Origin of the sequence: Acinetobacter sp. WCHA55 (assembly GCF_002165305.2) — a bacterium.
GTDB lineage: Bacteria > Pseudomonadota > Gammaproteobacteria > Pseudomonadales > Moraxellaceae > Acinetobacter.
This window is the reverse complement of record NZ_CP032286.1, coordinates 109,034-122,306: the sequence shown is the minus strand read 5'-3', so window position 1 is coordinate 122,306 and position 13,273 is coordinate 109,034. Positions and strand designations below refer to the sequence as shown.

Genomic DNA, 13,273 nt, shown 5'->3' with positions numbered 1-13,273 from the left:
TAAAAGTTGTTCGAGATGAATTAGATAAGCTAGAGTGCTAAGAATTTATACCGTGATCGTTGAAAAAAATAAAGTCCCTTTGGACACAGAAACACAAGGGTAGAAAAAATGCCAAGTTTAACGCCTCTACACGAGACCTATTGTAAATGGGACCGTACTCCTCCCAGCCAAGCCGATCTGCTTGAGGGGATTGCTCAGTTGGTGACAACCCGCTTAGGCGATGTCGTCCACGATTTAATTCAGGCCATTCAGCGTGAAATTTTAATCAGTTTATTTGGGATGAATGAAACCAGTTCCAAGAAGTTTCTGTCGACACGGTCAATTGAAAAAATTTACCAGTTTTCCTTCAATACCCTACAAAACTACGGTAGCTATTTATTGGCGCCAAGTTTGCGTCATATCATTGAAAAATTTCCAAATTTACATCGCAAACCCTTAACTCCAACCATGCATTATTTAGTCGGTGCAATCAATGGTGTTTTGGGCGACTATTTACTGAAATATCACAACCCTGTGGCGCTACCGATGGTGTTTTACGACCATTATGGTGCTATCCAGCAAGGCGAATTGTCTGGTCGCGTGGTGATTATGGTTCATGGTCTATGCATGAACCATTTGTACTGGAGCACGGCGCGTTATGGCGGTATAGGGGAAAAACTGCTAGCGCAACGTGCACAAAATACCATGCTATATCTCAACTACAACACAGGTCGTCGTATTTCAGCCAATGGACGTAGCTTTGCCAACTCACTACAAGACTTACTCAACCGTAACCCGCGTATTAGCTCAATCGATCTGATTGGGCACAGTATGGGTGGACTGGTTTCACGCAGTGCGCTGTTCTACGGCAAACAAAATATGCAAAGCTGGATTCATGTGGTGGAAAACATGGTCTGTATTGGCTCCCCTCATCATGGCGCGGCTTTAGAACGTTTTGGCTTCCATTTACAGGACAAACTAGGACGTTTCCCTTTCGTCAAAATTATTGGGCATATCGTCAACATTCGCAGCAACGGTATTTTAGACTTACGCCATGGCAGTGTGCGGGATGATGACTGGGAACATAATGAAGCACGTATTGGTCATGTTGATGACAACCGTAAGCCAGCCCCGTTACCCTCCCATATCAATACCTTCTTGGTCGCAGGTACCATTGAGTTTGAACATCGCAAATATCGCGCGCTGAATGTGATTGGGGACTATTTGGTCAGTGTGAAAAGTGCCTTAGGCGAGCACATGAATCCACGCTTTCAACTGAAAGTCCCCGATTCACATAAGGCCATTTTCTACGGCTTAAACCATTTTGAGCTACACACCCATGCCAGTGTTGCCGAACAAATCGTCAATTGGTTCTATCCAAATCCAACCGAAACTGAATATGGTCAAGTGCATGAATACATGATCGGGCTGGATGACTTAGAGGGCATTGCGCTCACCTAGGCCCCTCATTCACCTCATAAAAAAAGCCAACATCACGTTGGCTTTTTTTTCTTTATTATTTTTTCTTCGCGTGGCTTGGATATTTACGCAACAGTTGCCATAGGCTAATCAACGCCAGTGCCACAAAAAACACCAAAGACCACACAGGTAAAGACTGACCCAAGAAAGTCCAGTCTACCAGTGCACATTCACCTGAACCTGTCAGTACCTGTTCAAACACAGAACGCAAAGGCAAGGTGTCTAACCAATAATCCAAACCTGGGCCACAGCTCGGCACTTGATCAGGCGGTAAGCTCTGTAACCACACGTGACGTGCTGCCACACCAGCCGACCATATGATCGAGAGGCTGCCTAAAAATGCAGAAAAGCGTTTAAAACCATTCGATGTAGGGTTATGCAAAAAGGCAATCAGCGAAATTAACCCGAGTCCAATCAGCCCCACACGTTGGAACACACAAAGTGGACATGGGTTTAACTGTAGCGGACCATGCTCTAAATACAAGGCAAAGGCCATCCCAATGATACTGGCTAAAACCAAAACACCACTCACGAAGCGATAACTCCATTGCATGGTCAATCCTCTTAACTTTTTATCTAAATTGTGCAAGGTACTGTTCAAAACTCAGTTGACTGTCTTGCTCTAATTGCTGTTGTTGTTGCAGTGATTGTGAGGCTAAATCGTCAAAATAAGCCCATGTCTCTGCACTCAACTGATGACGCTCATAACTCGATGCATGTTGTGCGGCCATTTGGCTACCAAAACCCCATGTCCCACCCGCTTCCAGAGTATCTTCAATCATCTGCGCCGACAAAGTATCATCAACTTCGGCAACTCTCTGTTGCATGACTGTCATCGCCTTGCTATAGAGTGTGGTGTCATAGCACTGATCCAACAATACAACCAATTCTTGCATCGCCTCTAAATGAGACTGGCTCCATGCTTCAATTGGGAACGATTGCTCACCCACAGCAATTGTAGCATTTGGTGCGCGACCACGATTGACCACTTCCGCTTGGTTTTTCTCGATTTGATCTTGCTCTGCAGGTAATAAATCTGGACTATCCAGCAGTAAGCAATACAGTGCCAACACTTCTAAGAAACCTGCGGTATCTTCATTGATCCCAATCGGGCTATACGGGTTCACATCCACCGCACGCAGTTCTACATAACCAACACCTCGATTGCTCAGCGCTTGTGATGGCGTTTCACCTGCTTGCGGTACTTGCTTTGGCCGCACCAAACTGTAGTACTCATTTTCAATTTGCAGGACATGATCATTAATTTGAATCGGTTCGCCCTGCGCATCGTTGAGGCCTAAGCGACTAAACGGCGCATAAGCCGTTTTGACTGCTTTTTGTAGACCTTCGAGATAACCATCGATATTGTTGTAATGAATACCGAGCTGCTTTTGTGCTGAGTTTTGATAACCAAAACGTCCCATTCGCAAAGCAGTCGCATACGGTAAATACAAAGTCCCGCGCAGCAATGGCAACAGATGATGTTCACGTCCTGTCATAAAACACTGGCAGACCGATGGGCTTGCCCCGACCAAAAACATCACCAACGGCGTAAGGCGAATAAAGTTACGGATCAAACCAAAATAGCGGTGACTACGATAGTCTTGTGCAGATAAGGCTTTTAGTACCTCATCTGTTTCATGTTGTTGTAATTGTTCAAACAACTGATCAGGAAAAGATAAATTATAGTGTAAACCTGAAATGGTTTGCATACGGCGACCATAACGTACCCCTAAACCGTGGCGGTACAAAGTCTTGAACTTCCCAATATTTGAGCTGCCATATTGGGCTAAACGAATTTTATCGTCATTATCATCCAACATGCACGGCATCGATAACGGCCAGAGCTTTTCACCATGTTCCAGATGACGATGCGCCACGCTATGAATGTCTTTTAAATAGTGCAATGCCTCAGTAATGCTGGGCTTCGGTGGTGTAATAAATTCTAATAAAGCTTCTGAATAATCCGTCGTGATGTGCGGATGAGTCAGCGCAGAACCCAAAGCTTGAGGGTGGTCGGCTTGTGATAAAAAGCCATCACTTTGCATGCGTAGACTTTCACGCTCAATCCCGCGTAACATCCCTTGCAAAAGTGATGAATTGACCCAAGTCGGTAACACAGCTGTAGATTTAGATGCGGGTTGACCCATTACAATCTCACTTTTAGGAAGAAACAATTACAACGACGAATAAAATAAAATCATCAGTTTATATCAGTATAACGTGATTTTAATTCGGCACATTACACCCAGTCCTATTTTCAAGTAAACCATCTGTTCTATTTTTTCGGAAAATATTTATCACAAAGTTATGCTATTAGACATGTCAAAAGTGTGATTGTATTGAGGAATAAATGCTAAAGAATTGTAAACTTTATGAATTATCAAGAAATTTTAGATTTTTGGTTCGATCCCAAAAACCAAAGTTGGTGGTTTAGCCAAAATGATGCGTTCGATGCATCCATCGAAGAAAAATTTAAGACAATTCATCAACAAGCGGCACATGCTGAGCTGTGGTCTTGGCGCAGTAGCGCTGAAGGCCGTTTGGCTGAAATTATTGTACTAGACCAACTGTCGAGAAACCTGTATCGCAACAGTCCTTTGGCCTTTGCTCAAGACGCTTTGGCCTTGGCTTTGGCGCAAGAAGCTATCACGCTAAAACTGGATGTAGCACTGCCCCCAATTCAACGCAGCTTTTTATATATGCCCTTTATGCATAGTGAATCAAAACTTATTCATCAATATGCTTTAAAATTATTCGAAGACTTAGGTAATCCGATTAACCTCGATTTTGAACAGCGTCACAAAGTGATTATCGATCGTTTTGGACGCTATCCGCATCGGAACCAAGTCCTTGGCCGCAACTCAAGCCAAGAAGAACTGGAATTTTTGACTCAGCCCAACAGCCATTTTTAACTGTTCGGCTTCTCCCTCTGTGCTAAGGAGTCTATCTCATGAAGAAAATTTTAATCGCCTGTGCACTGGCGTCGGGTTTGAGTTTAGTCGGTTGTGCCTCTACCCCTTCAAAGCCCTTAACCTTCGACCAATTGGGTCGCTTTAGTAATACGCCTTTAAACACCTCGACTTATCGCATCAGCTTCCAAGCTCGCCCAAATATGAGCTATGGCACGGCTGAAGAAATTACCCTAGTCAAAGCTGCACAAACCACAGTGCAAAATGGTTATCGCTTCTTTAAAGTGCTGAATGACCCAAGTAACCAAAATCAACCCCCAAGACAAGCCGTAGTCTACTCAAACCCAATGCCTTATTACCCATATGGTTATTATTCTCGCCATCCAGCCTTTTGGCCTGACCCGTTCTACGATGTACCACGTGTCGTCGACATTGACCCCGTGCAAGTGTCATACAGCATTCAATGCTTTAAAGACCAAAAATCGGCACCAAGCGATGCCTTTGATGCTACGCTGATTTTAAAATCACTGGGCGGAAAATACGGTTTGAGTCCTACCGGTGAAGTCCTACCGCCACCCGAACCAAGCAGTCCAACATCGACCAGCAAATAAAGCATAGAGCCTGCCTATGAATGAACCTCAAGCCGCCCCCTCGAGTCTGAAACGCAGTAAACGCTTCGCCACCATTGCCCTGATCACGGCGGTGGTGACATGGCTGCTGCTGATGGTCGTGGCCAAGTTTGTCCCCACAGACAAGGTCTGGATCATTCATATTTTAATGTTATCCGCAGAAGCAGGTGTAGTCGGCGGATTGGCTGATTGGTATGCCATTACTGTGCTTTTCCGTAATCCCTTTGGAAAAATGCCCATTCCAAAGTTTTTACGTGATCACACCGAAATTATTCCCCGTAACAAAGACCGTATCGCAGAGTCTATGGGCCGCTTTGTACAAGAAAACTTTCTTTCTCCGCAAGTGGTGGAGAAAAGCCTGCAAAGTACCGACCTGTCTTTGGCTGTTGGTCAATGGCTCGCCAATCCTCAAAACAATCTGCAAGTCACCCAAGTCATCCAACAAACGGTGCCTAAAGTCTTTGAGTTTGTGGGCCAAGAACAAATCGGACGCTTTATTCAAAGTAACAGCGTGCAATGGGTGCGTAACACTCAGGTCAATCATTTGGCCAGTGAAATGCTGCGTGCAGTACTGGAAAATGATTTCCATCAGGATGTATTACAACGCGGACTCGACTTGGCGCATGACTGGATGACCCAACATCCTGAACAAAGTCGTGAGTTGACCCGAACCTTGTTCAAAGAACTCGGGGTCTGGAAACTGGCCAAAGGAGCCAGTTGGATTGGCATCGATGTGCAGCAAAGAACCATCGACTCACTCATTCAACGGGTCGAGTCAATGTTGGCTGATCCTGATCACCCGTGGCGTCAAAAAATTGAAGCGATGGGACATGCGCTTATGCTTGAACTGGCAGACACCAACAGTAAGGCCAGTCAGCGTTTAAACCAAACCAAAGATGCCCTACTGGATAGCCCACAAGTGCTGAATTTTATTAGCGGTGCAGTGGTCATTTTATGTGATGCTATTAAGCAAGACTTACAAAAACCAGACTCTGGGATTGCTCACAATATCCGTGTATCCATTCAACAAATCGGGGAAAACATCATCTCCAATCAAGCCGTCAGAGACTTGCTCAATCAACGACTCAGTGGCATTGCGGTCAATCTCAGCGACCAATATAGTGAAAAAGTCATTCGTTTTATCAGTGAACGTATTCACGAATGGGACTCCAGTGTGATGATTGATAAGATCGAAAATGAAGTCGGTGGCGACTTGCATATGATTCGGGTCAATGGCGTAGTGGTCGGTGCATTTATTGGTTTAGCGCTGGGGATTATTCGCGCGGCGGTTGAACTGTTCTTATAAAAGCAATCCACAAAAATGCATACTTCCCCCCTGCCCTACATGCAAAATTTGCATAAGTAAAAGGGGATGAATATGCTATTTTGGGCTGATATTTAGACACTTTTAAGCATTCATGATTCAGTTGCCTTCATCTAAACTGCCTGCTCAAGGCGTCACTATTTTCAGCACCATGACTGCCATGGCACAGCGCTTAAATGCCCTAAATCTATCACAGGGTTTTCCAGACTTCGAAGCCCCCGCGGAACTGCTGGATGCTTTAGCACAGGCCACACAAAGTGGTTTCAACCAGTATGCCCCAGGCGATGGGGTCTGGTTGTTACGCGAGCAACTGGCGCAGCAATTTGCACAGCGCGATCAGATTCAGCTCGACCCGATGACTGAAATTACCATCACTCCGGGCGCAACCATTGGCCTTTTTGCCACTATTCAAGTCGTGGTTCATGCGGGCGACGAAGTCATCATTTTTGACCCTAGTTATGACAGCTATGCGCCAAGTGTGGCTTTGGTCGGGGGTAAAGCCATTCATATTGCGCTCCAAGCACCGCATTTTTCAGTCGATTGGGAGCAGGTCAAATCAGCCATCACGACCAACACCAAACTGATCATTATCAACACACCACATAACCCGAGTGGTGCTATTTGGAGCCAGCAAGATTGGCTCACCCTGATTGAACTGATTCGCGACACCAATATTTTAGTCCTGTCTGATGAGGTTTATGAACATCTGGTATTTGATGGTCAACGTCACTATTCGGCTTTGTCTTTTCCTGAACTACGTGAACGCAGTGTAGTGGTGGGTTCCTTTGGCAAAACCTTTCATGTGACGGGTTGGAAAACGGGCTACTGCGTTGCTACACCTACGCTGATGCAACTGTTCCGTCAAGTCTATCAGTTTGCCAACTTCTGCGGAGTCACCCCAGTACAACTGGCTTTGGCCAATTATATGCAGCAACATCCTGAACATATTCAAAACTTAGCGGGCTTTTATCAAGCAAAACGCGATCGTTTTATTGAGGGTTTAACTGGTTCACGCTTTCAATGGCTGCCTTCGCAAGGGACTTACTTTCAAAATGTCGACTACAGCCACATTCGTCCCGATTTAAACGATATTGAATTTTGCCGCTTTCTGGCACAACAGCATGGCATTGTTGGCATTCCAGTTTCAGTGTTTTATCAGCAGGTGCCAGAGGCTTTGCGCATGATTCGTTTTTGCTTTGCCAAGACCGATCAAACCTTGGCTCAAGCAGCTGAAATTTTGCAAAGCGTTTAAACCTTTTTCAACATTTCTTTTGTACAAAAACAGGCCTCGCTTACTGAAATACATCGGCTTTTCAGCACCGAACTATGCTAGGGTAAAACTTAGAAGTGTAATAAAAATAACCTCAGGATGACTTATGTCAGCACACACCCGATTGGTGCAACAGCAAAAGCTATGGAAAGCCTTTTTTATTTTCCTGATGCCTTTGATTGCCACCAATATTCTGCAAAATCTGTCGGGTACAATTAATACCATCTTTGTCGGACAGATGATGGGTGTGCAGGCTATTGCAGCGGTTGCTGTGTTCTTCCCCATCTTGTTTTGTTTAATGGCCTTCGTGATTGGTTTATCTGCGGGATCGACCGTCTTGGTTGGTCAAGCATGGGGCGCACAGAATATTGAAAAAGTCCGTGCTGTGGTCGGCTCCACTATTTTTATGACCCTCATTGGTGGCAGCTTTATTGCGTTTTTAGGGGTGATTTTTGCGCGACCAATTTTATCGGCTTTGGGTATCGATGAAGACGTCATGCATCTCTCTCTACCTTATGTTCAATGGATGTTGGCAGGTAGCCCCCTCCTGTTTGTATATATTATTTATACCTCAATTTTACGCGGTGTCGGAGACAGCACGACACCACTGATTGCATCTGGCATGACCATTTTGATTGGGCTTTGTGTCACACCCGTTCTGATTGCGGGTTATTTTGGCTTTCCCAAATTGGGGATTGTTGCGCCTGCCATTGCGACCATTTTAGGCTTTATTTCCGTGCTGACCTTTTTATATTTCTATTTGAACTATAAACAGCACCCACTCAGGCTCGATGCACAACTGCTACGTCATATTCGCTTTGACCGCCAGCTGAGTAAAATTATTCTCCGCTTAGGGGTTCCAACAGGCATTCAAATGATCACCACCTCGGTTGCAGGTCTTGTGATTGTTGGTCTGGTCAACCGCCATGGTGCCGATGCGACCGCAGCTTATGGTGCGGTCAATCAGGTCCTGAATTATATTCAATTCCCCGCTCTGTCAATTGCCATTGCTGCATCGATTTTTGGTGCACAAGCCATTGGCGCAGGAAAATCCGAGCTATTGGCCAAAGTCACACGTACCGCACTCGGCATGAATATGATCATTACAGGCTTCTTGGTGGTCTTGGCCTATCTTTTCTCCAAATATCTCATGGCACTGTTTATCACTGACCATGCGGTGGTTGAGCTGGGACAGCAGTTGTTGTTTATTGTGCTGTGGTCCATTTTATTCTTTGGTGCCAGTGCCATTTTCGCCTCCATTATGCGAGCCAGCGGTACGGTTACCATGCCTATGGTCATCAATATCATTGCGATTATTGCGATTGAAGTGCCCTGCGCCTACTTATTTAGTGAATGGTGGGGACTGCAAGGTATTTGGTATGCTTATGCGCTGGCCTTTGTCAGCTTATGCATCATGCAAGGGCTTTATTATCAATTTGTTTGGAAGAAAAAGACCATTGAAACGCTGATTTAAAGTTAAACAAATATTTAATAAAACAGTTTTTTGATCATGACACTCTTTAAAATTAAGCAAAAAAAAAACCCGCCAAAGCGGGTTTTTTTTACATCACGACATTAAGACTTTCTTTGGCTTAATTTGGTCGCAAAAGCAGTCACTTTTTGGTAGCCTGTCGGTAAAATACGCTGAATCAAATCTAGCGTTTTCGCATCATTGCCAATCAATAAACGACGCTTGTCTTTTTGCACTGCCTCTAAAATTTGACGTGCCGCTTCTTCGGGTGGGCAACGTAATAATTTATTAAAGGTCTGCGCAGACTTCTCAGGATTCATCCCAATGCTACGCAAGCTGTCATTCACTTTGGCAGCATTGGCAATATTGGTTCGAATCCCGCCTGGATGCACACACAAAGCACTCACACCAGAGTTTTCCATATCCAACTCTTGGCGTAGTGACTCGGTAAAACCACGTACTGCAAACTTAGTGGCATTGTAAGCAGACTGGGTCGGTTGAGCAGTCAAGCCAAATAAACTGGAAATATTGATGATATGCCCATCACCTGTTTTTTTAATATAAGGCAGAAACTCTTTGGTGCCATAGACCACACCCCAGAAGTTGATCCCCACAATCCACTCCAGCTCTTCATAGGATGCACCTTCTACGGTTGACCCCAAAGCAACGCCAGCATTATTAAAAATCATATTCACTGAACCATGATTCTGTACCGTTTCTTCAGCCCATGCTTGCATCGCCAAACGGTCCGAAACATCTAATTTTTTCGTGGTAACACGTACATTGCTGCCTTGCAGCAGTTCAACCGTTTTCGTCAAACCTTGCTCATTGACATCACTCAATGACACATGACAGCCCGCTTGAGCCAATAAAACTGCCAATTGTTGTCCAATACCCGACCCTGCACCTGTAATGGCTGCGACTTTATTTTTAAAATTCTTCATGAGATTGTGGTTATCCTTTATCTTTGTACATCGACTGTAGATGCTTTTTTTATAATTGACAATATCAATTGTCATAAATTTAATAGCCAAAAGTGTCAAGTTCATGAAAACCAGCTAGAGATTAAAGCCTACGCATAGGTAGAGTCGCGGTTTATTGCTAAACTATGCAAAACCTTGGCTTTAAAATAGGGCGATGAAATCTGATGACGGCATCTGAAGCAGTACAACAAAACAGCGATAATAATAAAACCAAAGAACGCCAATTCAAGGGCTTATCACTTTCTGAACGTAAACAGCTCCGTCGTGAAAAACTGATTGAAGCTGGAATTGAAGCCTACGGTACTCATGGCTTCTTTGCCGTGACCGTGAAAGATATTTGTAATGAAGCCAAGCTCACCGAACGTTATTTTTATGAATCATTTAAAAAAAGTGAGCAGCTGTTTCAAACCATTTTTTTAAAACTGATCGATGAGTTACAGCACAATGTCATGCAAGCTATCATGCAAGCCTCTTCAGATCCACACAAAATGATTGATGCAGGACTACGTGCCCTACTCACGACCTTAAAAGACAATCCCCGCATGGCGCGTATCATTTATATCGATGCAATGTTAGTCCAAGAATTACATAACCAAGCCACCATTCATGAAACCATGACCCGTTTTGACCGGATGATTCAAGCCTTTGTGATGCTGATGATGCCGCAAATTAACCGTTCTGAGCGAGAAATTTCTCTGGTCGCCACAGGTCTCAATGGCTATGTCACACAAATTGCGATCCGTTGGGTGGTCAGTGGATTTAAACAATCCTTTGAAGAAGTTTTATCCTCCAGCCGTATTGTGTTTATTTCACTTTTAGAAACCTTTTCGGATCCAAATACACGTGCAAAGCTAGATGTATAAGATGCTCAATTTGAATTCCATCTGCACTTTCTAAATAAATTTTAGATTAAACTTCCATTAATTTTTAATCCCAATATGACGATTTTTTGTCACATTTTTTTGCAAATTTCATCAATCGTCTGTTTTTTGCAATGATACTGTCATAATTAATCTTTGTAATAAGCCTGTCATAAAATTAAAACGGCCTGCCGTTACCTACAATAGGATATTGCGTTGTGAAAGATGACTACATTTTAATCGTCGATGATGAACTTCCCATTCGAGAAATGATTCACACCTCGTTGGATATGGCAGGCTTTCAATGCTTACAAGCAGAAGATGCAAAACAAGCCCACCAAATGATTGTGGATCAGCGTCCTGCTTTGATCTTGCTCGACTGGATGATGCCTGGTGGCGTCAGTGGTGTAGACTTATGTCGCCGTCTCAAGCGCGATGAAAACCTCTCTGAAATTCCCGTCATTATGCTCACGGCGCGTGGTGAAGAAGACCATAAAGTGCAAGGTCTGGATGCTGGTGCAGATGACTACATGACTAAACCATTTTCGACCCGTGAATTGGTTTCACGGATTAAAGCAGTTTTACGCCGCGCTAACGCACTCAGTGGTGAAAAATCAATTGATGCCAATGGCTTAATTTTAGACCCTGTGAGCCAACGGGTGAGCTTTGGCAACAATTTCCTCGACATGGGGCCAACCGAGTATCGTTTACTGGCCTTCTTCATGACACATCCTGAGCGTGCCTACACCCGTGCACAACTTCTTGACCAAGTCTGGGGCGGAAACGTGTATATTGAAGACCGTACCATCGACGTGCATATTCGCCGTTTACGTAAAGTGCTTGAGCCTTATGCCGCAGATCGCTTTGTGCAAACAGTTCGCGGCACAGGTTATCGATTCTCTACACGTGCGGATATCGCCCTAGGTTAATTTTGTTTTATGTATGAACCCTACCCGGTCCCTGAACTCGCACGCGAGCATAAAAAAACGCGATACAGCAGTTTATGGGGCTTTGCCAAACAGGACTTACGTCTCCTTGCCTTTTTCTTGCTGATTGCAAGCTTAATAGGCTTTGGCGTCGGTTATTTTTGGACGTGTATCTCCTTTGCTTTTGCCGTTTTTTTTATTCTGCAAATGCGCTCTTTATATTTGGTCAATGACTGGATTTCCAATCGTCCCTACGAAGTTCCACCCAACCTTGGGGGCATTTGGGGGGCATTATTGTTCAACGTCTATCGGGCACAGCGCCAAGAACGGATTGTGCAAGCGGAAATGGTCGGGTTGATTGATCGGGCGCAGTCCTCATTGGTCGCTTTGCAAGAAGCTGTGGTTCTGATTGACGACATGCAACAAATTGAATGGTGGAACCCTGCTGCAGAACGGTTATTAGGCATTGAACAAAATGACCGTGGCCGTAATATTTTGACTTTATTACGCCAGCCAAGTTTTGTGGATTATTATAATAATATTGATGCTGCACCAGATGGCTTGAAAATGAAGTCATCTAGTTTTGATGAACATTATGTTCAAGTCAAAATGACCCGATTTGGTGGTGAAAGTCGCTTACTGGTCGCCTATGACGTGACCCGCATGCACAATCTCGAACAAATGCGAAAAGACTTTGTCGATAACATTTCGCATGAACTACGCACACCGCTGACGGTACTCAGTGGTTATATTGAGACCTTTACAGACCAAGAAGACCTCAACCCACGTTGGAAGCGAGCCTTTGACCAAATGCAGGCACAGGCCAAACGCATGAATGCCTTAGTGAATGATTTGCTATTACTGTCACGCCTAGAAAATGACAAGCAAATTGCTAAAAATCAAATCATTGATATGCCGAGCTTAATGAACCAACTTTATGACGATGCGCATGCCTATAATATTGATTATGGACATACGCTCAATCTCGATATCGACAGTCACTGTGACTTGATCGGTTCAGACATGGAGTTAGCCAGTGCTTTTAGTAATCTGATTACCAATGCCATCAAATACACACCGAAAGGCGGAACGGTGACCATGGGTTGGCATGACAATGGTGAACAGGCTTATTTTACTGTGGAAGATACTGGCATAGGCATTGATCCTAAGCACTTGCCTCGTTTAACCGAACGCTTCTACCGTGTCGACAGCGCGCGCAGTCGACAAACAGGTGGCACAGGCTTAGGGCTCGCAATTGTGAAACATGTGTTAATGCAACACCAAGCACATTTAGAAATTGAATCCAAAGAAAATCAAGGCTCTATTTTTAAAGTGATTTTTCCCAAAGAACGTACCTACAATCCTGAATGAACCTTTCTTCAAGAGTATGAAAAAAGCACCGATATCGGTGCTTTTTTGTCTCTCACCTTCCGTTTAACA

Annotated in this window: 12 protein-coding genes; 9 read left to right on the top strand and 3 right to left on the bottom strand. The window is 44.3% G+C overall.

The annotated features are described in order from the left end of the window. Nucleotides 1-108 precede the first annotated feature (108 nt). On the top strand, nt 109-1,440 hold the full coding sequence (locus CDG62_RS03370; RefSeq protein ID WP_062031880.1) for a hypothetical protein: 1,332 nt from the start codon (nt 109-111) through the stop codon (nt 1,438-1,440). Nucleotides 1,441-1,495: 55 nt separating this feature from the next. On the opposite strand, the gene CDG62_RS03365 is transcribed toward CDG62_RS03370, so the two are convergent. Then, a complete protein-coding gene (locus CDG62_RS03365; RefSeq protein WP_087526653.1) occupies nt 1,496-2,011 on the bottom strand; it encodes a disulfide bond formation protein B in 516 nt (171 codons plus the stop codon). Between the two features lie 19 nt (nt 2,012-2,030). Then, the gene (gene gshA / locus CDG62_RS03360; protein WP_087526652.1) at nt 2,031-3,608 is read right to left on the bottom strand and encodes a glutamate--cysteine ligase; all 1,578 of its coding nucleotides are present in this window, start codon (nt 3,606-3,608) and stop codon (nt 2,031-2,033) included. A gap of 225 nt (nt 3,609-3,833) precedes the next feature. Between gshA and CDG62_RS03355 the strand changes: the two genes are divergently transcribed. The 5 genes from CDG62_RS03355 (at nt 3,834) to CDG62_RS03335 (ending at nt 9,067) form a co-directional block, all read left to right on the top strand. Beyond that, entirely contained in the window at nt 3,834-4,373 is a 540-nt protein-coding gene (locus CDG62_RS03355; protein WP_087526651.1) for a DUF924 family protein, read from the top strand. 38 nt (nt 4,374-4,411) lie between these two features. Continuing rightward, on the top strand, nt 4,412-4,981 hold the full coding sequence (locus CDG62_RS03350) for a CC0125/CC1285 family lipoprotein (RefSeq protein WP_087526650.1): 570 nt from the start codon (nt 4,412-4,414) through the stop codon (nt 4,979-4,981). A gap of 16 nt (nt 4,982-4,997) precedes the next feature. Continuing rightward, on the top strand, nt 4,998-6,305 hold the full coding sequence (locus tag CDG62_RS03345; protein ID WP_087526649.1) for a DUF445 domain-containing protein: 1,308 nt from the start codon (nt 4,998-5,000) through the stop codon (nt 6,303-6,305). Nucleotides 6,306-6,417: 112 nt separating this feature from the next. Next, complete coding sequence (locus CDG62_RS03340; RefSeq protein ID WP_087526648.1) at nt 6,418-7,575, top strand: methionine aminotransferase; 1,158 nt, start codon at nt 6,418-6,420, stop codon at nt 7,573-7,575. A 124-nt stretch (nt 7,576-7,699) separates the two neighbouring features. Then, entirely contained in the window at nt 7,700-9,067 is a 1,368-nt protein-coding gene (locus tag CDG62_RS03335) for an MATE family efflux transporter (protein WP_087526647.1), read from the top strand. A gap of 101 nt (nt 9,068-9,168) precedes the next feature. Here CDG62_RS03335 and CDG62_RS03330 read toward each other — a convergent pair whose 3' ends face one another. After that, nucleotides 9,169-10,008 (bottom strand): SDR family NAD(P)-dependent oxidoreductase, encoded by an 840-nt coding sequence (locus CDG62_RS03330; protein WP_087526646.1) that lies wholly within the window; start codon nt 10,006-10,008, stop codon nt 9,169-9,171. Nucleotides 10,009-10,211: 203 nt separating this feature from the next. Here CDG62_RS03330 and CDG62_RS03325 point away from each other — a divergent pair, with 203 nt between their 5' ends. The 3 genes from CDG62_RS03325 (at nt 10,212) to phoR (ending at nt 13,204) form a co-directional block, all read left to right on the top strand. Further along, complete coding sequence (locus tag CDG62_RS03325; protein WP_087526645.1) at nt 10,212-10,910, top strand: TetR/AcrR family transcriptional regulator; 699 nt, start codon at nt 10,212-10,214, stop codon at nt 10,908-10,910. Nucleotides 10,911-11,125: 215 nt separating this feature from the next. Further along, on the top strand, nt 11,126-11,836 hold the full coding sequence (gene phoB / locus CDG62_RS03320) for a phosphate regulon transcriptional regulator PhoB (RefSeq protein WP_004691794.1): 711 nt from the start codon (nt 11,126-11,128) through the stop codon (nt 11,834-11,836). Nucleotides 11,837-11,845: 9 nt separating this feature from the next. Then, entirely contained in the window at nt 11,846-13,204 is a 1,359-nt protein-coding gene (gene phoR, locus CDG62_RS03315; RefSeq protein WP_004691795.1) for a phosphate regulon sensor histidine kinase PhoR, read from the top strand. The last annotated feature ends 69 nt before the right edge of the window (nt 13,205-13,273 follow it).

Coding starts and splice junctions, on each gene's coding strand:
- phoR (WP_004691795.1), top strand. CDS start 11,846: ATGTATGAACCCTACCCGGTCCCTGAACTCGCACGCGAGCATAAAAAA.
- CDG62_RS03340 (WP_087526648.1), top strand. CDS start 6,418: ATGATTCAGTTGCCTTCATCTAAACTGCCTGCTCAAGGCGTCACTATT.
- CDG62_RS03345 (WP_087526649.1), top strand. CDS start 4,998: ATGAATGAACCTCAAGCCGCCCCCTCGAGTCTGAAACGCAGTAAACGC.
- CDG62_RS03330 (WP_087526646.1), bottom strand. CDS start 10,008: ATGAAGAATTTTAAAAATAAAGTCGCAGCCATTACAGGTGCAGGGTCG.
- CDG62_RS03325 (WP_087526645.1), top strand. CDS start 10,212: ATGACGGCATCTGAAGCAGTACAACAAAACAGCGATAATAATAAAACC.
- CDG62_RS03355 (WP_087526651.1), top strand. CDS start 3,834: ATGAATTATCAAGAAATTTTAGATTTTTGGTTCGATCCCAAAAACCAA.
- CDG62_RS03335 (WP_087526647.1), top strand. CDS start 7,700: ATGTCAGCACACACCCGATTGGTGCAACAGCAAAAGCTATGGAAAGCC.
- gshA (WP_087526652.1), bottom strand. CDS start 3,608: ATGGGTCAACCCGCATCTAAATCTACAGCTGTGTTACCGACTTGGGTC.
- CDG62_RS03365 (WP_087526653.1), bottom strand. CDS start 2,011: ATGCAATGGAGTTATCGCTTCGTGAGTGGTGTTTTGGTTTTAGCCAGT.
- CDG62_RS03370 (WP_062031880.1), top strand. CDS start 109: ATGCCAAGTTTAACGCCTCTACACGAGACCTATTGTAAATGGGACCGT.
- CDG62_RS03350 (WP_087526650.1), top strand. CDS start 4,412: ATGAAGAAAATTTTAATCGCCTGTGCACTGGCGTCGGGTTTGAGTTTA.